Source organism: Anatilimnocola aggregata (assembly GCF_007747655.1).
Lineage (GTDB): Bacteria > Planctomycetota > Planctomycetia > Pirellulales > Pirellulaceae > Anatilimnocola > Anatilimnocola aggregata.
Genome location: NZ_CP036274.1, coordinates 8502544 through 8525845, shown reverse-complemented (window position 1 = coordinate 8525845; position 23302 = coordinate 8502544). Strand labels below are relative to the sequence as shown.

The following is a 23302-nucleotide window of genomic DNA, read 5'->3' as shown; positions in this document are numbered from 1 at the left end:
ACTAGGGAAGAAAGCTAGCGGCCGCTCGTCCCACATGGGAACGGTGGTGATCGACGTAACCGTGCTCGCAAAACCAATTCCAGGCATCAGTAACTGTTTCTTTTAAGTTGCGAATTCGGTAGCCCAATTCTTTCTCCGCCCGCTGACTGGAGAAGCATGTTTCTTGCGAACCGATGCCTAGCGAAGCAGAGTTTACTCCCCCTTCGATTCCTGTGTAGCGAGTCCACAGGTCAGTCCCGACGCTAGCAACACAGCGGGCGATGGGACCGAGACGAAAACGTGGCCCCACCTTGCCCGAAGCTTGGGCAAAGGCTCGCCAGGCATCCAGGTAAGACAGGTTATGTCCACCTAGAATGTATCGTCTGCCCGTGGGGGCAAGTTTTGCCGCTGCGGCAATCCCCGCAGAAACGTCACGAACGTCAGAAACGTTATAGGCCCCGGAGGGGGCAACCACAGTGCCGCGATTCACAGCCAGGAACATGCGCCCGGAAGAGGGTTTCCAGTCCCAGGGCCCTAATGAGAACGAGGGATGGACGATGACGGCATCGAGGCCGCGGTCGATGAATTGCTGCACCACCTTCTCGGCATCGGCCTTCGACGTGGCATAGTGACAGGGAACCAGACCGGGCTGACCGGTTTCTTCGTTGGCGGGGTTCGCCAACGAACCTAGTCCGAGTGTGTTGATGGTCGAAATGTGGACGAGACGCACTTTTTGGCCGCATGCAGCAGCCGCCACATTGCGCGTCCCTTCCACATTCACCTGTTGATGCAGTTTCTGCTGCGTCCAGCCCACTTGGACGTGGGCGGCGGCATGAATCACGCAGTCGACATTCCGAACCGCAGTTTGCACGCTTGCGGCATCGCGAATATCGCCGTGGCAGATTTCAACATTCAGCCCGTCCAACTCCACGAGCGGTGTTTTTTGGCGCGTGAGAACGCGAACCTGCTCACCTTGGGCGAGCAACTGTCGAACGGTGTTGTTCCCGATCAGGCCCGTAGCGCCGGTGATAAGGTATTTCATTCCATTGATCTCGTCGTGAGAGCATGCGCTTTCACGCAGTCTAGCCCAAGCGCCACTGTTGCTGAACGAGTGCTTTAGAAGCGACTCAGCAAGGGGCGTAAACTGCTGTCCCTGACCGGAGCGGTATGGGGTATCATGCCAGCAGCTTCGCTGTAATTCGTATCATTGCAATTTGGCCAAAAATGGCCAGAGCAGAATTTCCACTTTTCACGTTTCCTCGTGTTGCGATCCCCCTCTTTTTGATGTTGCGGTCGCCACCCGGTCAACGCCGCGTCACTACCCGGTTAAACTCACGGACGATCATGGCACCTATTGTTGTTAAGCCGGCCGAAACCAGTCGCGAGCGTAAAGCGTTCCTGCACTTACCTTGGCTCATTAACTCGGCCTATCCCAACTGGGTTCCGCCGCTGCGTCAAAACCAGAAGGAGATGGTGAACTACATTCATCATCCCTTTTACAACGATGCGGAAATCCAAACCTTTGTCGCCTGGCAAAGTGACCAGCCCGTGGGGCGGGTCGCCGCAATCGTCAATCGTGCGCACAATCGCACGCAAGGCGACACTGTCGGCTTCTTCGGCTTCTTCGAAGCAATCGACGACTTGGACGTCTCGCGCGCCCTCTTCGATGCCGCCCGCACCTGGCTCACGCAGCGCGGAATGACGGTGATGCGCGGGCCGGTAAACCCTTCGCTCAATCACGAATGCGGGCTGCTGATCGAAGGGTTCGATACGCCGCCGACGTTCATGATGACGCACAACCCGCCCTACTATCAGCGGCTGATCGAGAACTATGGCTTTGCCAAGGTCGAAGATCTGGCGGCCTTTTGGGGCCACATCAGCATGGTCGACACGATGGACGAGAAGGTGGCTTACATCGCCCGTGAAGTACGCGAGCGCTTCCAGGTGAAAATGCGCCGGCTGAACCCCGCGAAATTCGATGAGGACGTGCGTCTGTTCTTGCAACTGTATAACCAGTCACTGGTGGGAACTTGGGGCTTTGCTCCCATGTCCGACGCCGAGGTTACTCATGCCGCCAAGTCGCTCAAAATGCTGATCGTTCCCGAGATGACTGCTGTTGTCGAGGTCGACGGCAAGCCGGTCGGCTCATCATTCGCCATGCTCGATTACAACCCGCGGATTAAGGCCATCGATGGCCGGCTGTTTCCCTTTGGGTTCATCAAGCTGCTGTACAACAAGCGGGCGATCAAGCGAATCCGCGTCATCAGCACCAACGTGCTTCCCGAATATCAAAAATGGGGCCTCGGTCTTGTCGTGCTGGCCCACTTGCTCCCCAGTGTGCGTGAGTGGGGCGCGACCGACGCCGAGTTCAGCTGGGTACTCGAAAGCAACCATCTCAGCTACAAGACGCTCAAGCGCGGCGGCGCGAAGATCGTCAAGAACTACCGAATTTTCGACCTGCCCATTGCTGATGCACCTGCCCCGGCAATTGCTTCCGCGTAAAGCGGCACTCCGAATTCATCGTACTCGTTGAAAAAGTCCCCGACTTTATCAACACTCACGCGCGGGAATCCCGAGAGTTACGCATGCTGGTGTTGAATAAGTTCGCGACTTTTTCAACACCCCCAGCAAGCCGTGCTGCTGAGCCAGGCGACGTTCGATGATCCGCCCCGGCAGCGGCTAAATCAACAACTCTCCCCTCCGCCGAATTGACGCATAACCCGGCTGTTGGTAGCGTTGAGACGCACCCGCCTTTGATTTGCCAGCCCACCCAATCGCTAGCTACTGGTCGTTAGGAACATCATGATCGTGACCGCCGGCCGCCGTGCCGATGTCGTGCATTTGCATCCCGAAGACAACATCGTCGTCGCCGCGCGGCACCTGGACGCCGGCGAACAGTTGCAAGTTGCGGGGCGCACGATCACGCTCGCTCAGTCGATCAAGATCGGCCACAAGATCGCCTTGGTGCCGATCGCTGAGGGCGCTCTCGTGCTGAAGTATGGCCAGATCATCGGCTCGACAACATCTGCCGCCGAACCGGGCGATTGGATTCACAGCCACAATCTGCACAACGGCGACTTCGTTCGCGACTATGCGAAGGCTCAGGAAATTCCTGCCGACTTGCCGCCGATCACGGGACGGACGTTTCAAGGCTATCGCCGCAAAGATGGCCGCGCTGGAACTCGCAACTACATCGGCATTATTTCGTCGGTCAATTGCTCGTCGACCGTCTCGCGCTACATCGCCGAGAAGTTCGATAAGCAAGTGCTCAAGGATTACCCCAACATCGACGGCGTGATTGCCTTTCGCCATGGCGGCGGCTGCGGGCTGCAGTACGGCGGTCTGCAGCACGAGATTCTGGCCCGCACATTGGCCGGAGCCGCGCGGCATCCGAACATCGGTGGGTTTTTAATCATCGGCCTGGGCTGCGAAAACGCGCCAATTGGCTATTTGCTCGATTCGCAAAAACTGATCTCGCTCGACGGCAAAGGAAACCGCAAGTTGCCGCCGATTCTCTCGATGCAAGATCTGGGGGGGACTGCGAAGACCGTCGAAGCGGGCATTAAAGCGCTGGCTGAACTGCTGCCGCAAGGAAACGACGTTCGCCGCGAGCCGATTCCCATCAGCGAGATCATTCTCGGCACCAATTGCGGCGGCAGTGACGGCAACAGCGGCGTCACTTGCAATCCGGCGCTTGGCGTTGCTTCCGATATGCTCGTCGCCGCGGGTGGCACCAGTGTGTTGGCCGAAACAACCGAGATCTACGGCGCCGAGCACTTGCTCACACGGCGGGCGAAATCCGTCGAAGTGGCCGACAAACTGCTCGAACGGATCAAGTGGTGGCTCTGGCACACCAGCTTGTATGGAGTGGAGATCGATAACAATCCGTCGGTCGGCAACAAGGAAGGTGGTCTCACCACCATCGCCGAGAAATCACTCGGCGCGGTGGCCAAAGCAGGCACGACCGCGCTCTCGGAGGTCTATCAATACGCGGAGCCCATTACGGCCAAGGGCTTCTGCGTGATGGACACACCCGGCTTCGACCCGCCCAGTGTCACTGGCCTTGTTGCTGGCGGTTGCAACATGATTGTCTTCACCACCGGCCGCGGTAGTTGCTTCGGCTGCAAGCCGGTCCCTTCGATCAAAGTCGCCAGCAACACGCCGATGTACGAACGAATGATCGACGACATGGACATCAACGCCGGCGAAATCCTCAACGGCAAGAGTGTCGATGAAGTTGGCCGCGAGATCTTCGAAAAGATCATCAGCGTCGCGAGTGGTGAGAAGACGAAGAGTGAATTGCTGGGCTATGGCGATGAAGAGTTCGTGCCCTGGCAGATTGGGCCGACTCTGTAAATGCAGAATGAAGCTCGAGTGCTGGCGTTCTTTTTCTGCCTTTCATTCTGCGTTCTTACTTCTGCATTTCCTAAACAGCCACCGGCGCTGCAATATGCGGATGCGGTTCGTAATTTACTAGCTGAAAATCATCGTACTTGAAATCGAAGATCGACTTCACCGCCGGATTCAACGTCATCGTCGGCAGCGGGCGTGGCTCGCGCGTTAGTTGCAGCCTGGCTTGCTCCAGGTGATTGCTGTAGAGGTGCGTGTCACCGAAGGTGTGAACGAAATCGCCGAGACCGAGGCCAGTGACCTGCGCGACCATCATCGTTAGCAGCGCATACGAGGCGATGTTGAACGGCACGCCGAGAAAGACGTCGGCCGACCGCTGATAAAGCTGGCAACTCAAGCGGCCGTCGGCGACGTAAAACTGAAAGAGTAAATGGCACGGCGGCAACGCCATCTGCGGAATCTGCCCCACGTTCCACGCGCTGACAATCAAGCGGCGAGAATCGGGATTCTTTTTGATCTGCTCGACGACCTGCGAAATCTGATCGATCTGCCCACCATCGGCCGTCGGCCAGCTGCGCCACTGATGGCCATACACGGGCCCGAGTTCGCCAGTCTCGCTGGCCCATTCGTCCCAAATGCGGACCTTGTTTTCCTTCAGATAGGCGATGTTTGTCTCGCCTTTGAGGAACCAAAGCAGTTCGTGGATGATCGACCGCAAGTGCAACTTTTTCGTCGTCACCAGCGGAAAGCCGGCAGCCAGATCGAACCGCATCTGGTGCCCAAAAATGCTCAGCGTGCCGGTCCCCGTGCGATCGGTCTTCGCCGTACCACGATCGAGAATGAGCTTTAAGAGGTCGAGATAGTTTTGCATGTCGCGGGCGGACGAAATAGTTCGCGGGGCAGAGTGCAGAGCAAACAAACCAGACGAAACGTATTCTAACGCATTCACTCGTCTGGAAGTTCCTGTAGCCAACTTCAGTTCAGTGAGAACTTATCCCCGCCTGTGGGCGGTGGTCCAGGTTGCGCTGGCTGCTGTTGCCGTATTTTCTCGGCTACGACTTGCCAGCCAGGAAAGAAGTTGAGACTAACCGTGTTCAATCGCATCAGAGCCACCGAGTGATTGATGTCGAATAGATACATCCAGACGCTATCCGACTGCACGCCCAGCACCGGCCAGGAAATGAATCGGGTGACTCCAACTTGCCGAGATTCGACCCCCGCCGACTTAATGGTGATCCCCTTGATCCACTCAACCTCGCCCGCTACCTGCAGTGTTTCGATCATGTTCGCTGCGATCCGCGCCGCGATTCGGTCGCGTAGCACTTCCATGCGTCGATCACCAGGAAGATCGCAGGTGAGAGTGAACGAGATCGGTTTGCCCCTCGCTACCGCAAACGGCTTTAACATCAGCGAGTAGGTTGTGTAACGATAGATACCATTTTGGGTGTACTTGTCGACGGCACTGTAGGACATCCGTTCCACATCGCGGTCGTGCAGCGATGTGGTGCCCAGCAACGTGGTGCGGACGATCCCGGCCGTGTAGACACGGACCACCGTAAACCACGATCCATAGACGATCGCGGCAAAAACCAGCCACGCAACTCCCAACATCCAACTCGAGTGGAGGGCAATCTCCGCCTTTGAGACTCCCGGCATCGTATTGGGATCGGTAGCAGCCATCACCACCACGAACACACATCCGGCGGCAGCAATCGCCAAAGCAATGAGGGCCTGCTGCAAGTCTGCTTGCGTCATTCGGCGTTCGAAAAACAACGGCCCCAAATCGTGCTCAGCCGACGAGTTCGGAGTCGGCAGTGGCTGGGGGTTGTCCTCGATGGCTGATCTCCTTCGTCTGCAAGGGAAACATTGCGAGTGGGCTGAAGCAAGTGATTGTAACGGCCCGAATGTTCCGTTACAGATAAGCTTCTTCGCTCTTCCAAATTTGCCGTTCCCACCGAGAACTTTGCGATGAAACAAGTCCTCTCCGCCTGCTTCCTTTACCTGTTTGTCGCTTCAGTTTCTCCAGCACTCGCAGAACCCGGCAAGCTGCCGGCCACTTCGCCGTGGGATCTGAAAAAGCTGAACGAAGCACCGAAGTTTGAGTGGGTGAGCGAAACGGAGCCCGTGCGGTCGCTCTTTTATGAAAGCGAGCCATACGGCGGGAAGCCGACGCGGGTGTTCGCTTACTATGCTTCGCCCAATACGCTGACGAATGCACGGAGCGACCAGAAGTTTCCCGCAATGGTGCTGGTACATGGCGGCGGCGGAACGGCGTTTCGCGAATGGGCCGAGTTGTGGGCCAAGCGTGGCTATGCCGCGATTGCCATGGACCTGGCCGGGCATCAACCGATGGAAGGAAAGAACGCTCATCAGCAGGCCAATCGCACGCGCCTGGCGGATGGCGGGCCGAATCAGGGTGATGAAGAGAAGTTTGGCAGCGTGCTAAAGGAGCCCGGTGAGCAGTGGCCCTATCACGCGGTGGCCGCGGTCATTCGTGCCCACTCGCTGATTCGCAGTTTTCCGGAAGTCGATGCCGAGAAGACCGGCGTCACCGGTATTAGCTGGGGCGGCTATCTCACGTGCATCGTCTCGGGTGTCGACAACCGCTTCAAGGCAGCCGTGCCCGTGTATGGCTGCGGGTTCTTGCAGGAGAACAGTGCCTGGACCGATCGCATGAAAAAGATGACCGACGAGCAAAGCACGCGTTGGACGCAGTTGTGGGATCCGAAGCAATATCTGCCCGCCGTCAGCATGCCGATTCTGTTCGTCAACGGCACCAACGACTTCGCCTACCCCATCGATAGCTACATGAAGAGCTACGACGCGGTGCCGGGCGAAAAGCAAATGCGCATGACAGTGAACATGCCGCACGGCCATCCCCCCGGCTGGCTGCCGCAGGAGATTGGCCTGTTCATCGACCAGCACCTGATCGGCGGCAAAGCGCTGCCGAAGCTGGCCGATCCCAAGCTCGATGGCAAGCAGGTAACCGCCCACTGCGAACACGCGACCGGGCTTAAAGAGGCTGCGGTGCATTACTCGACTGACGGCGGGCCGATCAACAAACGGACCTGGAAAAGCGTTCCTGCCAAGATCGATGGCGATCAGATCATCGCTCCGGCACTCCCCGGCGATGCCGCTGTCTGGTTTCTGACCGTCACCGACGACCGCGGTGCGATCGTCAGCACGCGCGTTGTGGTGAAGTAGTCGTCGACCGTCGCTTAGTACTGCAACAGGCTGAAGACTTCGTAGGGCTCAATGATCTTCCGGCCATTGAGTGCGAGCAGTTCGATGGCGAAGGCACAGCCCACGATGGTGCCGCCGCAGCGCTCGACCAATTGAGCGCACGCGCGAACGGTGCCACCGGTGGCCAGCAAGTCATCGATCACCAGCACGCGCTGGCCCGCTTGCAAACCGTCGACGTGCATTTCGAGCGTGTCGGAACCATACTCCAATTCGTAATTGAACGAGTGCTTATCGAACGGCAATTTGCCGGGCTTGCGAATCGGCACAAATCCCGCGCCCAGCGCCAAGGCCAATGGCGCGGCGAAGATAAAGCCCCGCGCTTCGGCGGCGACAATCACGTCGATTCGTGCGTCTCGATACTGATCTGCCAGCCGATCAATCGCCGAGCGAAAGGCACCGGCTGAGGCCAGCAGCGGCGTGATATCGCGAAACATGATTCCCGGCTTGGGAAAGTCGGGAATGTCGCGGATGTAGCTCTTCAGGTCAGCTGCTGCGTTCATGATTGGTTCGTTGCTGCGAAGGTCGATGGTTCAAATAAACCGAATAGCGATTTCCCAAATATACGCAACCGTTCTCGTCCCTTGTACGGGGTGCAGTCCCTTCCATTAGCGTTCCAAGTTCCATTCCGCTCGACCGTACCGCTGCCGTTCTAATCGCGCGGTCAGTTCCTGGGGCCAATCGCTGGTGGGTTTGGTGGCTTGCCAATGGTGGGCAAGTGCAGAGCGTAATTGCAGCGGATCGGCAGACAGGTTGGTGACGAAGTCGCGATGCGGGCGCTGGTGGCGATATTCGGGCTGTCGTGGTGGTGGGTGGAGCAATTGCTGAACCAAGGTCAGATCGAAATCGTAGAGAAGTGTGCCGTGATAGAGGAGGAAGTTCCGCTTGCAGCGCAAACTGTTCCCCGAGACCTTCGTTTCGCCAATGGCCAGGTCACTTGTGCCCCGCGGTTCGATCCGCCCATTCGGGATTACCGAGTTCACCGCAGCTGCGACGGTGGTTAGCACTTCGTGATGGGCCTGGTCGAGCAGGCGAAAGTGGGGCCGCGCGAGATAGCTGAGTCGCAGCGAGAACATCAGGCAGCCAGGACCGATGAGCACCGTTCCGCCGCCCGAAGTTCGCCGCAGCACCGGAATATCTGCCTGCTCGCACGCAGCGAGGTCGACTTCCTCCGCTGCCCGGCACGACCTGCCGAGCACGACTGCCGTTTGCGGGCATTCCCACAGGCGGAGTAACTCGGGCGCAGCGGGCTGCTCGTCGACCGAGTCCAGCAGCGCTTCGTCGAGTGCCAGATTCTCGGCCGCTGTCGGCAATGTCAGGTCGAGCAACAGCATCCGCAGCAAAACCTCCCCCTATTAGCCCCTAGCCGCTGAGCCTAAACTGAATTGTTCCACTGAAGTAGGTGCCAGCGCGTTTGTTTTCCGGAGTTTTGTGCATGTCTTCGCCCGATGCCGCCGACCCCCAGCCGGTCGAAGCCAAGCGGCCCACCGATCACCTCCCCCCGGTCGAAGCACCCACTGCTGCATTCATTATGCAGCTGTTCCTCATTCCGCTGGCCATCGTTTCGATCGTTGTCCTGTTGTGGCTGTCGTTCAGTTGGCTCGCTCAGGCGGGTCGCGACGACCCCAAAAAGCTGGTCGAAGAACTGCGCCGTGGTACCGATGTCAGCTGGCAGAGCGGTTACACCCTGGCCGAAGTTCTCCGCAGTCCCGACCCGCGCTACGACGAACTCCGCCGCGATAGCAGCCTGGCGAAAGAACTGGTCAGCCTGGTCGAGTCCGACCTCGCCCATCCGTTGCACGGCGGCAACGACAAAGGGGACGTCCTGCGCATCAAGCGCCGCATGTTCCTCTGCCGCGCGATTGGTTCGTTCAATGTGCTCGATGGTGCCCCGCTCCTCGCCCGGCTAGCAAACGAAGAAAAAGACCCGCTCGAAGTTTCCGTTCGCTTGAGTGCCCTCGAAGGTCTCGCCACGCTGGCCCGCAACGTGGGTGCAGAAGAGCTGCGCAAGGACGACAAGGTGGTGCAAGCCGTGTTAGAAGCTTCTCGCGCGGTCGAAGACTCGGCCGTTCCCACGCCCAAGTCAGCTGACGGCGAGTACCAGCCCCGCTCCGAAGTGCGTGCCGTGGCGGCCTTCACGCTGGGCGTCATCGGGGGCGAAAAAGCCCGCGATCGCCTCACCCTGATGCTCAACGATCCTTATTCATCGGCCCGCTACAACGCGGCCACCGGCCTGTGCCGCCAAGGGGACGAAGCGGCCACCCGCGTGCTGAAGGAAATGCTCGCGGCCGACAATCCGCAGGCCGCCAAGGACGAAACCACAGCTGCCGACAAAGATCGCAAGCGCATCGCGGTGCTCGTGGCCGGCGTGCAAGGGACGATGGCCCTCGCCGAACACAACCCCCAGGCTGACATGCAGCCGCTCATTCAGGCCCTCAAAGACCTGAGCACCGATCCGCTCGAACAGCTTAAGTCCGACCGCACCAAGGTCCAAAATCTCGCCACCGAAGCCTACCGCCGCTTAGAGAAGCGGGGCTAGGCTCCCGCTCATTAGCCGGCGAGCTCTAATGCACGCGCATGCCAGGGACGGCACCTTCATCGAGCGCGAGGAGGAAGACTTCGGCACCGCCGGGTCCGCAAGCGGTGACCATCCCTTCGCTCAGGCCGAACTTCATTTGTCGGGGAGCCAGGTTGGCGACCATGATGACCAGCCGGCCGACGAGTTGCTCGGGCTTGTAGGCAGCCTTGATGCCGGCGAAGACTTGCCGCTCAACACCGCCCCCCATGCTCAATTTGAGCTTGAGGAGCTTCTTCGCTTCGGGAACTTCGCTCGCTTCGAGCACGCGGGCCACGCGGAGATCGACCTTGGTGAAGTCGTCGATCGAGATTTGCTCCGTCAGCAGCGGCTCAGCTTCGAGCGCTGCGCCCGAGTCAGCGGGGTTCGCAGTCGGGGCGGTATGGACGGGGGCTGGTTCCGCAGCGGCAGCCGCGGCTTTTTCTTCTTCGATCATGGCGTCGATGTCTTTCTTCTCAACTCGTTTGAAGAGGTGTGCGTAAGTTTGAATGGGAGTGCCCACCAATGGCTGCTGCGCCTGCTGCCAACTGGTGATCGGATCGTTCAATAGCTTGCCCGATTCTTCGGCCAGCTTGGGCAGGATCGGAGCGAGGTAGACAACCAATTGCCGGAACAGATTCAGTCCGACGGTGCAGACATCGCGAACTTCGCTGGCCTTGGCAGGATCCTTGGCGAGTTTCCACGGCGCTTGGGCATCGATATACGGATTCGCTCGATCGGCCAGTTCCATGATCAAGCGTGTCGCGCGGGCGAAGTCGCAATTTTGATAAGCGTCGGCAATCGCAGTCCCTGCTGCAGCACCTTGTGCGAGAAGCCCGCCGTCGTCGGGGTATTTTTCCGACAGCCCAGTCGCTTGCAGGAACTTCGCCGTCCGGCTGGCCAGATTCACCACCTTGCCGACGAGGTCGCTGTTGACCTTGTCGACGAACTCATCCGGATTGAGATCGAGATCGTCCAAGCGGGGGCCGAGCTTGCTCGCGTAGTAGTACCGCAGCGCAGCGGGATCGAGATGCTTGAGAAACGTCGCCGCGCGGATGAACGTCCCTTTGCTCTTGCTCATCTTTTCGCCACCCACAGTCAAGAAGCCGTGAATGTGAACCTTCTCGGGCAGGTTGTAACCCGCCGTCTTGAGCATGCCGGGCCAAAAGAGCGTATGGAAATAAGTGATGTCTTTGCCGATGAAGTGATGGACTTCGGTTTCGGGCGATTGCCACCAGTCAGGCAACTGCTCGCCATGAATCTTGCACCATTGCCAGGTGCTGGCGATGTAACCGATGGGAGCATCGAACCAGACGTACCAATAGTTGCCCGGCGAATCGGGAATCTCGAAGCCGAAATAAGGCGAGGGACGGCTGACGTCCCAATCGCGCAGTTCTTCGCCGAGAAAGTGTCCCTTCAAATAGTTCGCGACTTCGGTCTGCAGATGCTCGCCCGATTGCGTCCACTCCGTCAAAAAGCCGTGCAGTTTTTCGAGTTCCACAAACGAATGCGAAGCACTGCGCACTTCAGGCTTGGTGCCGCTGAGCGTGCTGACGGGGTCGATCAAGTCCGCGGGAGTATAGGTCGAGCTGCACTTATCGCAATTGTCGCCGTACTGGTTCGGCGATTTACAGACGGGGCAAGTTCCCTTCACAAAGCGATCGGCGAGGAAGGTACCAGCAGTGGTGTCGTAGAGTTGATCGACGCTCTTTTCTTTCACCAGCCCCGCTGCTCGCAACTTCGTCCAAAAGATGCCGCAAAGTTCGCGGTTCTCGGGGCTGTTGGTGCTGCCGTAGTTATCGAACTCGATTTGAAAGCCGGCAAAATCGCGCTGGTGTTCTTCACTCACCTTGGCAATGAACTGCTCTTCGGAAATGCCGGCCTTGCGGGCACTGATCATGATCGCCGTGCCGTGGGTATCGTCGGCGCAAACGTAGATGCAGCGGCGGCCTTGCAGTTTCTGGTAGCGGACCCAGATATCGGTCTGGATGTACTCGACCAGGTGGCCAATGTGGATTGGCCCGTTGGCGTACGGCAGGGCCGACGTGACCAGGATGCGTTTCGGGCTGGGGGAGTTCGAAGCGGCCACAAGTGGTCTTTCGGGAGTTGCGCGGGCGAAAGTCAGATCCTAGGAGAAGCGAAACATTGTAACGGAGCCACTGGAAATGAGGGAGGCACGCCGCGACGGTGAGGTTCACCGCTGAAGCCCGCCTGGATGACTTACGTTCACGACGCGCGGCCCAGGCAATCGTCGAAATCATCCTCAACGTTGATTAAGGGTCGAATTTTTCAACACTACTTTGTGCCGTTCCCGGGGAATATCGCAGGCAGTGTTGAAAAACTCCCGGCATTTATCAACAGGCGCCCGTTGGCGTGCGCGCCGCGGTTCGTGACGTAACTCGAATTGAAATCAACCGTCTTCGGTGAATTGCGAGCCGACAAAAATCGTGGCGATTGGCTCGCGCCAGACCGCCGACCCCAGCCCTTCGCTGCTCGCCGCAATCCCCCGCTAGCAGCCGATTCGGGGATGCTTATTTCGCCCGCTTGCGCTAGAATTCCGGCGTGGCGACGCTTTGTCGCGGCATATTCCGCTGGCTTGCTCAGGTGCAGTGATGGTTATTCGTTCTTCGCTTCTCGCCCGGTTTCTCTCGGTCGCGGTCTCGCTGGGCCTGTTCGGGGCTGGGCTCGTCATGACCGGCTGCAACACCGACGACGCCCCGGTGACCGCGAAAAACTCGAAGTTCAAGGTCAGCGACGACTCGGGCGAAAAAGGTGGCATGCCCCCGGCAACACCGCCGCAAGGTGCCGTGCCCGAACAGCCCGCCGCACCCATCACGCAACCACCCCTGACGCCCCCCGGCGAAGGAACACCGCCCGTCGGCCAGCCCCCGACAACACCTCCCGCCCTGCCCGCCAATGGCGTCGCCGAAGATAAAGACGGTTCGCTCACCCTCAGCGGCGAAGCTGCTCAGCTGGTCGAAGCGATCAATCAGTTGAAAAGTACCGAACCGCCGGGCAACACGCAGGAAGAGCAACTCGCCAACCTGGTGAAGTCGCAGCAGATCATCGTCGAACTCTCCCGCAGACTGTTGACGCTGAACAAGCATCCCAAGCTCGATCAGTTCGCTCTCAGCGAAGCCACGCAGGCCCTCGTCGCCCTGGCCGAATTGCGCGACCCCTCGGCCCCCACGCGGATGACCCTGTTCGCCGAAGAATTAAGCAAGCATCCGAATGCCGAAATGGCCCGCACCGGCCGCTTGATGCTCTTCAATACCGACATGATCGCCAAGCTGCAGGCCAACGAAAAAGTAGACACGGCCGTCGTGCTCAAGGGGATCGAAGATCTGCTGGAGAAAGATGGTGGCGATCAGCAGGTGTTCATGGTCTCGACGCGCGTCTGTCAATTCCTAAGCGAGCGTGGCGAAAGCGATGCCGCTGCCAAGGGCATGCGGATGATTGCCGCTTCGTACCAAGACAACGAAATGAAGGAATTAAGCGACGCCGCCAAGAGCCTGCTCGATTCGGCCAACGTCACCGAGTTGAATGTGCCCAGCATGCTCAACGATGTGTACGACAAAAAGGAAGGGGCCGAAGACCAACTGCTCGCCAAGTTGCAGGGGCTGTTCAAAGACAAGAACCCGAACCCCATCTTCATCGCCCCGGTCCTCGACGTAATCATGCGGTTCGAATTGCTCGGCAAGTCGGCATTGGTCGAGAAGATGTACGCGATGCTCGAAACCGCTTACAGCGGGCACGAGAACGACGAAGTGACCAAGCAACTGGCAGAGATCATCACCGGCGGTCGCAAGCGATATGCACTCGTCGGCCAACCCTTCGCGGCCGATGCTGTTACGGTTGAAGGCAAGAAGTTCGACCTGGCCGATTACAAAGGCAAGGTCCTGCTCGTCAATTTATGGGGCACCTTCTCGCCCCCCTCCATGGAAGAAATGCCCGTCCTCCGCAAACTGCATGAGGATCTGCGGGCCCAAGGGCTGGAAGTAATCGGCCTGGATCTGGATGTCGACCTCGCGCGAATCGAAGCCTTCTTCAAGTATCAAAAGAAGATGGTACCGTTCCCGAATTACCTCTCGCCCGAAGTGGTCGCCGGGAAGAAGATCGAAGATTGGCATGCAACCTCGCTGGCCCAGCAATTCGGGCTGCAATCGATTCCCTTCTATGTCCTGGTGAACAAGGAAGGGAATATCGATTCGATCTTCCACTTCCGGCTCGATCCTGAACGGGTGGGTGGTCGCTTGAAGGAACTGCTCGGGTTGAAAGAAGTGCCCGACTTCTCAATCAAGCCTGCCGTCATCGAGAATCCAACTATTCCGCGGGCGTTCCCCACTCCACCGCTCGAAGCGCCCCCCACAACTCCAGAACCACCGGCAGAGACACCCGCGAAGCCAGCTACCCCGGCGAAGAACGAAGGGGGCTCTTGGCTCCGTAAGCTCGATCGGCAATTGGCCACCGCCTGGTCAGCGCTGGCGAATCATTCGTTCTTGGCGGAAGAAGCGGCCGAAGTGAAGGATGCCGCCGCAACGCCGCCCGAGCCGAATGCCTACCTGGCGAAGCCGGACCTCACCAGCACGCAGCTGACCGATTGGCTGCTGCGAATGCTTGATAAGCCCAAGACGATTCAAGCGCGACCAGGCTTCACGGCGGCCATCGTCGATGCCTGCGATCGCATCCTCGCCGACAAGGGGGCGAAAGAATCGGAACAACTCCTGGCCATCGAAAACAAGCTCGCGATCCTGCACACCGCGGCCTGCAACGACGACGCCATCGCCGATGAGCAGCTAAAGGAGTTTGTTGCCGCGCTGAAGGACGATACTCGCCCGCGCGTCGCTCGCGAGACGGCCTTCTATCTGCAAGAACGAAAAGTGCTCGATGCTGCTGCCCTAACACCCGAAGAGTGCGCGAAGCTGCTTCCCGAGTTGCAAGCCTACTATGGAAAAGAGAAGTTAGCCGCCAAGCATTTGCGGATGGCCTCGGGCACCGTGGAACTAATCAACAAACTGGCCGACGGCGATGCTCGCGAAAAGCACTTCACCGAGTTCGGCACCCTGTTCGCCAAAAGCAGCAGTAAAGAATTGGCCCGCTATGGCAAGAAGCTCGCGCAAAAGCCCGAGACCAAGGAATCGGACCTGGTCGGCAAGCCGCTGGAACTCGTTGGGAATCTTGCGGATGGAACTCCCTTCGCCTGGGAAAAGTATCGCGGCAAAGTGGTGATCGTCGACTTCTGGGCCACCTGGTGCGGCCCCTGTCGCAAAGAGATGCCCAACGTCAAAGCCTTGCGTGAAAAGCTGAAGGACAAAGGCTTCGAGGTGGTTGGTGTGAGCGTCGACAAAGATGAGGAAGCACTCGCCACTTACCTCGAAGAGAACGAAATCCCCTGGGAAACATTGGCTGGCGAAGAAGCGGGCGAACTCGCCACCAAGTACGGTGTGCGCGGCATTCCGACGATGATGCTCGTCGATCAACAAGGGAATGTCGTCGCCGTGGCTCACAACATTGCCGCCCTCGCGCCCCAAGCGGAAAAACTGCTCGCCAAATAGCACATACGACAACTTTCGTCGTGCGAAGTTATGTTCCTTTTAGTGTCGATGAATTGTGACGACATTGAGTAACCTCGCAGTTTAAGGCGTGTCCAATTTCCCCATTGTGTACCAATTGCGAAGCTCCCATTCGAAATCTGTGGGTGCTTTTCGGATCCACTCGGCAACCAAAATTGCTTACAGTTCAGGATGGCAATTGGATTTCGTTGCAGCGATGCAGCGATTGCCAGGCTCTATGGTGTATGAGCCCTTACGAACCCTATGCCTCGTTCCCGTATGCCGTTCACTGGCCGCAAACTGAATCAATTTGGTATGACCTTCACGCTCGCGACGAAGGCAGGACTCTGAGGGCTTGGCATGCGTACCGCATTGCGGAAGACTACCCAAAACTTACTGGGCTCGAACGCTCAGAAGTGGACCGTTATCGCCATCGCAGTTACGGCCGCAATCCAATCGATTGTCCCGCAGAATTTTACGCCGCACCGCTGCCATAGCTGGCGCGATCATCCTCCGCAGCGCCCGATCAGGTAACTATAGTAATGAATGACGACTTCTTGATTCACAGCTTCGCGTAACGGACTGGCGCGTGACTATTCGCATCCTGCAGATCATTCCCACGCTTGTCCGCGGCGGCGCCGAGAAGCAACTGGCCCTGCTGGCCACTGGCTTGCCGCGCGATCGCTTTGACGTACACGTGTGCGTGTTGACACACACCGGCCCACTGGAAGAGAAACTGCGCGAGGCTGAGATCCCCCTCTCGTTCATCGATAAGCGCTGGAAGATTGACCCGTTCGCCTATTGGCGGCTGCGGAAAGAGATCAAACGCCTCCAACCCGATATTGTGCAGACCTGGCTCTTTGCCGCGAATGCCTACGGTCGGCAAGCGGCCATCTCGTGCGACATCAAGCACATTCTCGCCAGCGAGCGGTGCGTCGATCCGTGGAAGGGCAAAGTGCAACTCTCCATCGATCGCGTTCTGGCCAAGCGAACCGAGCGGATCATTACCAATAGCACCGGCGTGCAGGAGTTCTACGCCGAGCAGGGTCTGCCGATCGAGAAGTTCGTCGTCATTCCCAATGGCATTCGTCCGTTCACTCCCACCGCGACAATGCCGCGCGAAGCATTGTTAGCGCAACTCAAACTACCGCCCGAGACCCGGCTGATCGGCGCGATTGGTCGGCTGTGGCCGCAAAAGCGCGTGAAAGATTTGATCTGGGCCACCGACTTGCTGCAATGTATTCGCGACGACGTTCACATGCTGGTGATCGGCGATGGTCCGCAGCGGTGGCGACTCGAACGCTACGCGCGGCAAGCGAATGTTGTGAACAAAGTTCATTTTCTCGGCGAGCGGAATGACGTGCCGCAACTGCTGCCGCATCTCGACTTGCTCTGGCTGGCCAGCGGATACGAGGGACAGTCGAACGCCATTCTGGAAGGGATGAGCGCCGGCTTGCCAATTGTCGCCAGCGATATTCCCGGCAATCGCGACCTGGTCGTACACGAAGAAACGGGCTTTTTGGTCGATGTTGGCGACCGTGGCACTTTCGCCCAGCGTGCGCAGCAATTACTCGAAGATCGCGACCTCGCCCACAAGCTGGGCGCAGCGGGCCGCCAGCGCGTGCTCGACCAGTTCTCCGTAGAACAGATGGTCGGCCGTCACGCCGCGCTCTACGAGCAAATTGTCGACTGATGTTCTTCGTATTGAGGAAACCCGAAGCGTCAGCGAGGAGAGCGACGCGGCTGCCAGCGCTCCAATTCTCCGGTGGCGCGTTTGTTATCGCTAGGACCACTCGAACCGCACAAAACGATCCAACAGGCGACCACGCTTCATCTGCGCCACCGCGCTCTCCTCGCTCACGCGTCGCGTTTCTTATAAGAAGATGTGCAGATTTTTTCCAAGCAACCGCTCCATTCCACGAATCCCTTCTTCGCTGCGCATCGCGACCCGCTGCACAGCCTGCCGTTGCACCCTATCAGGGTGGGCCTTATATTCGGCGCGCTGGATTGAGACCAACTTTTTGGAAGGGAACTGGAACATGAAGCTGCTTCACGTCACTCGTTGCTGGGCTGTGATCGCCGGACTCGCGCTGGCCGTTACCGCGCAGGCACAAGAGCAGACCCTCAGTGAAACCGGTGTTATCGCCGGCACGATGGAAATCGATTTCAAGACCAGAACTGAACTTGATACGGCCGGCACCTATGCTGACGGTTCGTCCGCGCTCGGGGCCAAAGACACTTACATCCTCAAGCTGACGGTCGCCAAAACGACCGAGTTCAGCGGCAAGATCACGCGCCAGCCCGACTTGTTCACCAAGATCATCCGCAGCCAAAAGCAAAAGGCGGAACTTGGCTTCGACATCAACCTGGCCGTGCGCAATCCGCGCAATCTTGACGAGCGTCGCAACGTCGGCAAGTGGGTCGGCACCGTGCCGATCAACACCGCCACCGGTGCGTTCGAAATCTCCGGCGGCGCTTCGCTCGAAAGCCCGCTGCGCATTGCCATCGACGCCATTGGCCAACAGCCCGCCTTCACCGACAAGTTCGGTGGCAAGTTGATCGGCAAGAGCAAGAAGGACGAAGGGCTCGCTTCGTACACCTACAAGCGACTCGTCGGCAACAAGACGTTTGAGATCAAGGTCGCCAAGATCGATCCAATGAAGTTTGTCGACTTGGAACTGGCCAAGGGCCCAGCTGGCAACTATCCGCGCACCGTGGTCAACGGCCGCTTGGACTTCGACTACGAAACGGGCAACTGGCTGACCGATGGCATTCGCTTCCGCTACAACTTCAACGGCAAGGAAGTGGAAGACATCGTCACCGGCTCGGTGAAGTGGGTCGAAGACGAAAACCGCAAGACCAACGGCAAGGGGGAGTATCAATTCAACCTGCGCTGGAACGAAGCCAAGCAAGCCAAGGACACCACCGAAGCTGCCGCCTTCGACAAGCTGAGCGACGAAGACGCGTTCTTCGCCGTCGACGATTCGTTGCCGTGCTTGACGGGCAAGATCAGCTACGAAGACAAGTTCATCTCGGGCGAAGAAACGCCTGCGTCGAGCAAGGTCACGTACGCTCTCAACTCGAACAAGTTGACCAAGACGCAAATCGTCAACTTCTTTAAGCTCTGGCTGATTGGCACCGGCCCGATCAACGACGAGTAGTTTGCTACGTCGTCACATCGAACGATGGGAGGGCGAGGCTCCCGCCGAGCCGCGGAGTCTCCATGAGACTACGGCTCAGCAGGAGCTTCGCCCTCCCGAATTTTCGTCTTTTCTCGCTCACACAGCTCTCGGGAATAATCCTGCTATGTCCAACTCTTTCTTTGCTCGTCTCCGTCGCCGCTATCATGGTCGTCCTACTCAGGAAGAGCGTCGCCGCTTTTTGCAAGCCACGCTCGCCTCCACCGCGGGTCTCTTCCTTAGTGAGCGCTTTGCGAATCAATCGCGCGCTGCTCAAGCAGTGGGTGCCAAGCGAGTGGTGGTGATCGGCGCTGGTTATTCTGGGCTGGCCTGCGCGCACGAACTGCATGCTGCGGGTTACAAGGTGACTGTTGTCGAAGCGCGCGATCGTCTCGGCGGCCGCGTCCTGACGTTCAAAGACATGGTCGACAAGAAGTGGTGCGAAGGGGGCGGCGAACTGATTGGCGAGAATCATCCGACGTGGGTCCGCTATGCCAAGCAGTTCGAACTCGAACTGATCGAAATGACCGACGACGAAACGCTCGCTTATCCCGTCCACCTGATGGGCAAGCTTCGCAGCGAAGAAGAGGTCGAAAAAATCTACGAAGAAATGGAAGCTGCGTTTACTTCGCTCAATGAAGCGGCCGACAAGATCGATGCCGACGAGCCCTGGAAGAGTCCCGACGCGATCGCGCTCGATAAGCAGAATCTGGCCGACTGGATCAAGGGGCTCGAAGTCTCGGATCTGTCGCGCTTAGCCATCGATATTCAACTTGCTTCCGACAACGCCGTCGACAATGCTCAGGCCAGCAAGCTAGGCATGCTCACGGCCATCAAGGGTGGCGGCGGGCAAGACTATTGGGATAAGAGCGAAACGCACCGCTGCCAAGGTGGTAATCAACAGCTGGCACTGCGCCTGGCCGAAATGGTCGGTGCCGATCGGATTCGTCTCAAGCTGCCGGTCGAAAACGTGGCCTTGAAAGAAGACCGCGCGATCGTCACCTGCGCCGATGGCCGCACCATCGAGTGCGACGATGTCGTGCTCGCCGCGCCGCCGTCGACCTGGGACCGCATCACCTTTTCGCCCGAACTGCCCAGCAACATCCGCACGCAAATGGGGATCGCCTGCAAACACCTCTCGGTTGTGAAGAGTCGCTTCTGGCTCGAAACGAAGCATTCGCAGTACTCGCTGGCCGATGGCGACGTGAGCCAAACCTGGGAGGGAACCGACAACCAGCCCGACCCACCGCCGGGAGAAGTGTTCGTCGCCTTCTCGGGCGCCAATCAAGCCCGCCGCTCGCTGGCCCGCGAAGGGGATGCGCGCGAGGCCGCTTACAAAGCGGAACTGACCAAGATCTATCCCGCTTATCCCGAGAACGTCACCTCGACGCGCATGATGGCCTGGCCCAAAGACCAATGGACCAAAGCGGGCTACTCGTTCCCCGCTCCTGGCCAGGTCACCGCCATCGGCCCCACCTACTACAAAGGGCTGGGCCGACTGCACTTCGCTGGCGAACACACCTGCTACAAATTCGTCGGCTACATGGAAGGTGGCCTCAACAGCGGCGCTTCCCTCGCCCGGCGCTTGGCCAAGCGCGATGGCGTGGGGTAGTCTTCTTACTGTCATCCACGATCTTCACTCCCTCTCCTTGTGTACTCTCGGGGAGAGGTTTTGGTGAGGGGCGAGGCTGAAAAGATCTTCAACTTGCATGAACGCCAATAACCCCTACGAATCACCTCGCGCCACCGAAGAAGCAGCACCGTCAACAACTACCAAGCCCGAACTCACGCTCTGGATCGCCACGCAATACGTGCTGCTCACGTCCGGCGGCGGAATGGTGCTTGGGGCGCTCGTCGGCCTGATGATCGCGGTCTTTGTTCCTGACTATTATCGAAGTGTCATCAGCCGTCTGAGCGCGGCGTCTCCTGAGATGATTTTGCGGGTTGCCATGGTCATGGGCGCTACCCAAGGACTTGTTGTCGGCGGCCTGTTCGGCCTCGCCATCGTCGCCATCTACGCGTGGTATCTCACGCGGCGGAGTAAGATGACTTCGTAAGCGATTGATAGTGCCCCAAGGAACGCTGCGTGAAAATCGGCATCCTTTCAGACACGCACAACGAGTTTGCGCGAGCGCGGCGGGCGGCAGAGTTGTTGCAAGCTCACGGCGCGGAGGTGTTGATTCACTGCGGCGATATTTCCGAGCCCGAGTTGATTCCGTGCATCGCGATCATGCCGTGCTATTTCACGTTTGGCAATCACGACGCCGATATGGTGCCCCATTTAGAGCGGGCAATCGCCGCGGCACAAGGCATCTCGTTGGGCTGGGGTGCTGAAATCGAACTGGATGGCAAACGGATCGCTGTCGCGCACGGTCATACCCACATCGACGTGCGCCGCCTCCTTGCCACAAAGCCCGACTATCTCCTCTCGGGCCATCTCCACTTTCCAGTCGTTCGGCAACAAGATGGTGTTCGCCGGATTTGTCCCGGCGCATTGCATCGCGCGGATGAATACACGGTCGCGATCTTGGATCCCGTGACGGGAGAGTTGCAATTCATTAGGGTTCGTGACTAGCAGGCAAGGCGGCCATTTCCTGCCGAGTCTGCGCCATTTGCAGCAATAATTGCTGGCGTCTGAAGTAACTTAGTCCAAGCATCAGCAGCGGAAGTGTTAGCAGATAAAGGGCTGGGACTGCAACGCCAATCAATTTCCAAATCAAAGGCATGTAGGGAGTGTTCCACAAATCAATCATTTTCGGAACAAAGGTCACTGCCATAGCAGTGAACGCGGCCAAAACCAAAAGAAACATTTGCCAACACGAACGCAGTTCCCGATAATCGCGTGCTAGTCGAAACTCCCCTTCCTCGCGGCTTTGCAGTTTCCCATCAGTGCGAAAGTACTTCCATAGGTGCGGTGGAACGAGTGACTGCAGATGAATCAGCCATTCCTCGGATGGCGCTGACGACGGACACAGTGGCTTGTCTGCTTCAAGCCAGAGGACAGTCATCAGCCCCGAGAGAGGTCGCCCCACCGGTAAGGTGATTTTAATTCGATAGGAGCTATCGCGTCCGAGATTGGTCCGCTCCACACGAAACTCCGTGACATCGCTCCACGATTTTGGAGATTGGTTGCCTCCCAAGACCTGGTAACCGAGGCGTGTCACCTGAACGTCGGTCAGAAACAGACGGAGTTTGATCTTCTCCGGGTGGGGAAGGGTAATCCTGGTGGCGAGGTTAGGAAGCCACGCTTCCTCGGGCATCAGTTGCCGAGTCGTTTCCAGGAGGAGATCGGAGTCTGCTTGTGAAAAAGCAAGTGGCAGCCAGCGATCCCAAAGGGGCCGTTCGCGCCAGATGAAATGACCTTGCACGCCATCGAAGACAATCTTTCCACTGCGGAATGCTTCCCAGGTCCAGAGAGACTTCCAGCACCAAAGCCTGAAGCGGGAGACGCCTCGTTCATCGATTACCAGAACATAGGAAGTGACCCACAACCACAGCAGCGCGGGACAAATGCCGAACAGTCCCACGAACACATAGGGAGCTTCCGGTGCCATCGGTCGCGGCATCGCATGCTGCACAGCGAAATGCAGCGCGAGAATGAAGCTACCGCCAATCAAGCAATAGACCGAAAGGCGTTGCACGGACGTGGCAAGTCGAATTCGTCGCGTGCCGAGCGGATTGTTCTTGTCGCAGTGAATCGCGGTGCTAAAGGCGGCAGAATTAGGATCGGTACTAATCGCATTGGCTCGCGGGGCCTGGAAGCAGAATGCCAGTTATTCGCGAGCAAGTAGAACTTCTTGGCGTTTCGTCAGAATGGCACTTGGGCTGGCTAAGTTGCCTGGGACTCGCCATCTACGCGTGGTATCTCACGCGGCGAGTTAATCGTAGCTCAGTCATTCCATGACTGAGTGAACTGATTAATAGGCCAGACGTTTTGACCGCACAAGATGCGCGAGTCATGGAATGACTGGCCTACGTGAAAACGCCTAAGAACTGGCCTTCAGTTCGGCCAGGTGCTGCGCGGTGCCGACGAGGCGGTCCCAGTTGGAAACGATGTACTCGGGGGGGCCGCCCGATTGGGCGACGTGGAGCGCGACCTGTTCGGTGGGAACCATCTCGATGGCGTCCCAGGGGCAGACTTTCAGTTCGTAGGGGTTCGTTTTCTTGCCGGGAATGTGGACGCAGACCTCGCAACCCACGCAGCGCTCGAGATCGATCTGGCAGAAGGATTGGTTCCCTTTCACGCCGTGATGGAGCTCAATAAGCGTGATGCAGTCGACGGGACAAACCTCCAGGCACGATTCGCACCCGGTGCAGTTGTCGGCGGTGATGACCGCGAGCTCTTTGGGAAGCTTCTTGCGGGGCCCTTGTTTGGCCATAACAGTCCTCTTCGCGGAAGTCCTTGCTGGGCAAGGCCTTGGGTGCGATGATTTATTAGCCAGCAGCGG

General features: G+C 58.3%; 19 protein-coding genes. 10 read left to right on the top strand and 9 right to left on the bottom strand.

Features of this window, described 5'->3' with window-relative positions:
- Position 1 precedes the first annotated feature (1 nt).
- Complete coding sequence (locus ETAA8_RS32440; protein ID WP_145099016.1) at positions 2-1021, bottom strand: NAD-dependent epimerase/dehydratase family protein; 1020 nt, start codon at positions 1019-1021, stop codon at positions 2-4.
- A gap of 302 nt (positions 1022-1323) precedes the next feature.
- On the opposite strand from ETAA8_RS32440, the gene ETAA8_RS32435 reads away from it, so the two are divergent.
- Both ETAA8_RS32435 and ETAA8_RS32430 read left to right on the top strand, forming a co-directional pair.
- Entirely contained in the window at positions 1324-2481 is a 1158-nt protein-coding gene (locus ETAA8_RS32435; RefSeq protein ID WP_145099013.1) for an N-acetyltransferase, read from the top strand.
- Between the two features lie 300 nt (positions 2482-2781).
- Positions 2782-4335 carry a UxaA family hydrolase gene (locus ETAA8_RS32430; protein ID WP_145099011.1) on the top strand — a complete coding sequence of 518 codons (1554 nt, stop codon included), beginning with the start codon at positions 2782-2784 and terminating at the stop codon, positions 4333-4335.
- Between the two features lie 70 nt (positions 4336-4405).
- Here the strand turns inward: ETAA8_RS32430 and ETAA8_RS32425 are convergent, their stop codons facing one another.
- Both ETAA8_RS32425 and ETAA8_RS32420 read right to left on the bottom strand, forming a co-directional pair.
- Positions 4406-5200, bottom strand: a complete 795-nt coding sequence (locus ETAA8_RS32425; protein ID WP_145101160.1) for a thymidylate synthase — start codon at positions 5198-5200, stop codon at positions 4406-4408.
- 104 nt (positions 5201-5304) lie between these two features.
- Complete coding sequence (locus ETAA8_RS32420) at positions 5305-6084, bottom strand: hypothetical protein (protein ID WP_145099008.1); 780 nt, start codon at positions 6082-6084, stop codon at positions 5305-5307.
- 213 nt (positions 6085-6297) lie between these two features.
- Between ETAA8_RS32420 and ETAA8_RS32415 the strand changes: the two genes are divergently transcribed.
- Entirely contained in the window at positions 6298-7533 is a 1236-nt protein-coding gene (locus tag ETAA8_RS32415; protein WP_145099005.1) for an alpha/beta hydrolase family protein, read from the top strand.
- Positions 7534-7547: 14 nt separating this feature from the next.
- On the opposite strand, the gene ETAA8_RS32410 is transcribed toward ETAA8_RS32415, so the two are convergent.
- Entirely contained in the window at positions 7548-8072 is a 525-nt protein-coding gene (locus ETAA8_RS32410) for an adenine phosphoribosyltransferase (protein ID WP_145099002.1), read from the bottom strand.
- 105 nt (positions 8073-8177) lie between these two features.
- Complete coding sequence (locus tag ETAA8_RS32405) at positions 8178-8903, bottom strand: lipoate--protein ligase family protein (RefSeq protein ID WP_145098998.1); 726 nt, start codon at positions 8901-8903, stop codon at positions 8178-8180.
- A gap of 101 nt (positions 8904-9004) precedes the next feature.
- Between ETAA8_RS32405 and ETAA8_RS32400 the strand changes: the two genes are divergently transcribed.
- Complete coding sequence (locus tag ETAA8_RS32400; RefSeq protein ID WP_145098996.1) at positions 9005-10108, top strand: HEAT repeat domain-containing protein; 1104 nt, start codon at positions 9005-9007, stop codon at positions 10106-10108.
- A 25-nt stretch (positions 10109-10133) separates the two neighbouring features.
- Here ETAA8_RS32400 and metG read toward each other — a convergent pair whose 3' ends face one another.
- Positions 10134-12212: a methionine--tRNA ligase gene (gene metG, locus ETAA8_RS32395; RefSeq protein WP_145098993.1), complete on the bottom strand. Its 2079-nt coding sequence runs from the start codon at positions 12210-12212 to the stop codon at positions 10134-10136.
- A gap of 523 nt (positions 12213-12735) precedes the next feature.
- On the opposite strand from metG, the gene ETAA8_RS32390 reads away from it, so the two are divergent.
- Both ETAA8_RS32390 and ETAA8_RS32385 read left to right on the top strand, forming a co-directional pair.
- A complete protein-coding gene (locus tag ETAA8_RS32390) occupies positions 12736-15678 on the top strand; it encodes a TlpA family protein disulfide reductase (RefSeq protein WP_145098990.1) in 2943 nt (980 codons plus the stop codon).
- Between the two features lie 586 nt (positions 15679-16264).
- On the top strand, positions 16265-17368 hold the full coding sequence (locus ETAA8_RS32385; RefSeq protein WP_145098988.1) for a glycosyltransferase: 1104 nt from the start codon (positions 16265-16267) through the stop codon (positions 17366-17368).
- A gap of 180 nt (positions 17369-17548) precedes the next feature.
- Here ETAA8_RS32385 and ETAA8_RS35085 read toward each other — a convergent pair whose 3' ends face one another.
- Positions 17549-17716, bottom strand: a complete 168-nt coding sequence (locus ETAA8_RS35085; protein WP_202921405.1) for a hypothetical protein — start codon at positions 17714-17716, stop codon at positions 17549-17551.
- Between ETAA8_RS35085 and ETAA8_RS32380 the strand changes: the two genes are divergently transcribed.
- From ETAA8_RS32380 to ETAA8_RS32365, 4 genes are all read left to right on the top strand, one after another.
- A complete protein-coding gene (locus ETAA8_RS32380) occupies positions 17715-18836 on the top strand; it encodes a hypothetical protein (protein WP_145098985.1) in 1122 nt (373 codons plus the stop codon). The two genes, ETAA8_RS35085 and ETAA8_RS32380, sit on opposite strands and share 2 nt — an antisense overlap.
- A 145-nt stretch (positions 18837-18981) precedes the next feature.
- Positions 18982-20466: an NAD(P)/FAD-dependent oxidoreductase gene (locus tag ETAA8_RS32375; RefSeq protein WP_145098982.1), complete on the top strand. Its 1485-nt coding sequence runs from the start codon at positions 18982-18984 to the stop codon at positions 20464-20466.
- 97 nt (positions 20467-20563) lie between these two features.
- Complete coding sequence (locus ETAA8_RS32370; protein ID WP_145098979.1) at positions 20564-20911, top strand: hypothetical protein; 348 nt, start codon at positions 20564-20566, stop codon at positions 20909-20911.
- A 29-nt stretch (positions 20912-20940) separates the two neighbouring features.
- A complete protein-coding gene (locus tag ETAA8_RS32365) occupies positions 20941-21429 on the top strand; it encodes a metallophosphoesterase family protein (protein ID WP_145098976.1) in 489 nt (162 codons plus the stop codon).
- Here ETAA8_RS32365 and ETAA8_RS32360 read toward each other — a convergent pair.
- Together ETAA8_RS32360 and ETAA8_RS32355 are read right to left on the bottom strand one after the other, a co-directional pair.
- Positions 21413-22495 carry a hypothetical protein gene (locus ETAA8_RS32360; protein WP_145098973.1) on the bottom strand — a complete coding sequence of 361 codons (1083 nt, stop codon included), beginning with the start codon at positions 22493-22495 and terminating at the stop codon, positions 21413-21415. The two genes, ETAA8_RS32365 and ETAA8_RS32360, sit on opposite strands and share 17 nt — an antisense overlap.
- Before the next feature lie 345 nt (positions 22496-22840).
- Positions 22841-23233, bottom strand: coding sequence for a 4Fe-4S binding protein (locus ETAA8_RS32355; RefSeq protein WP_145098971.1), 393 nt, complete (start codon positions 23231-23233; stop codon positions 22841-22843).
- Positions 23234-23302: the final 69 nt, after the last annotated feature.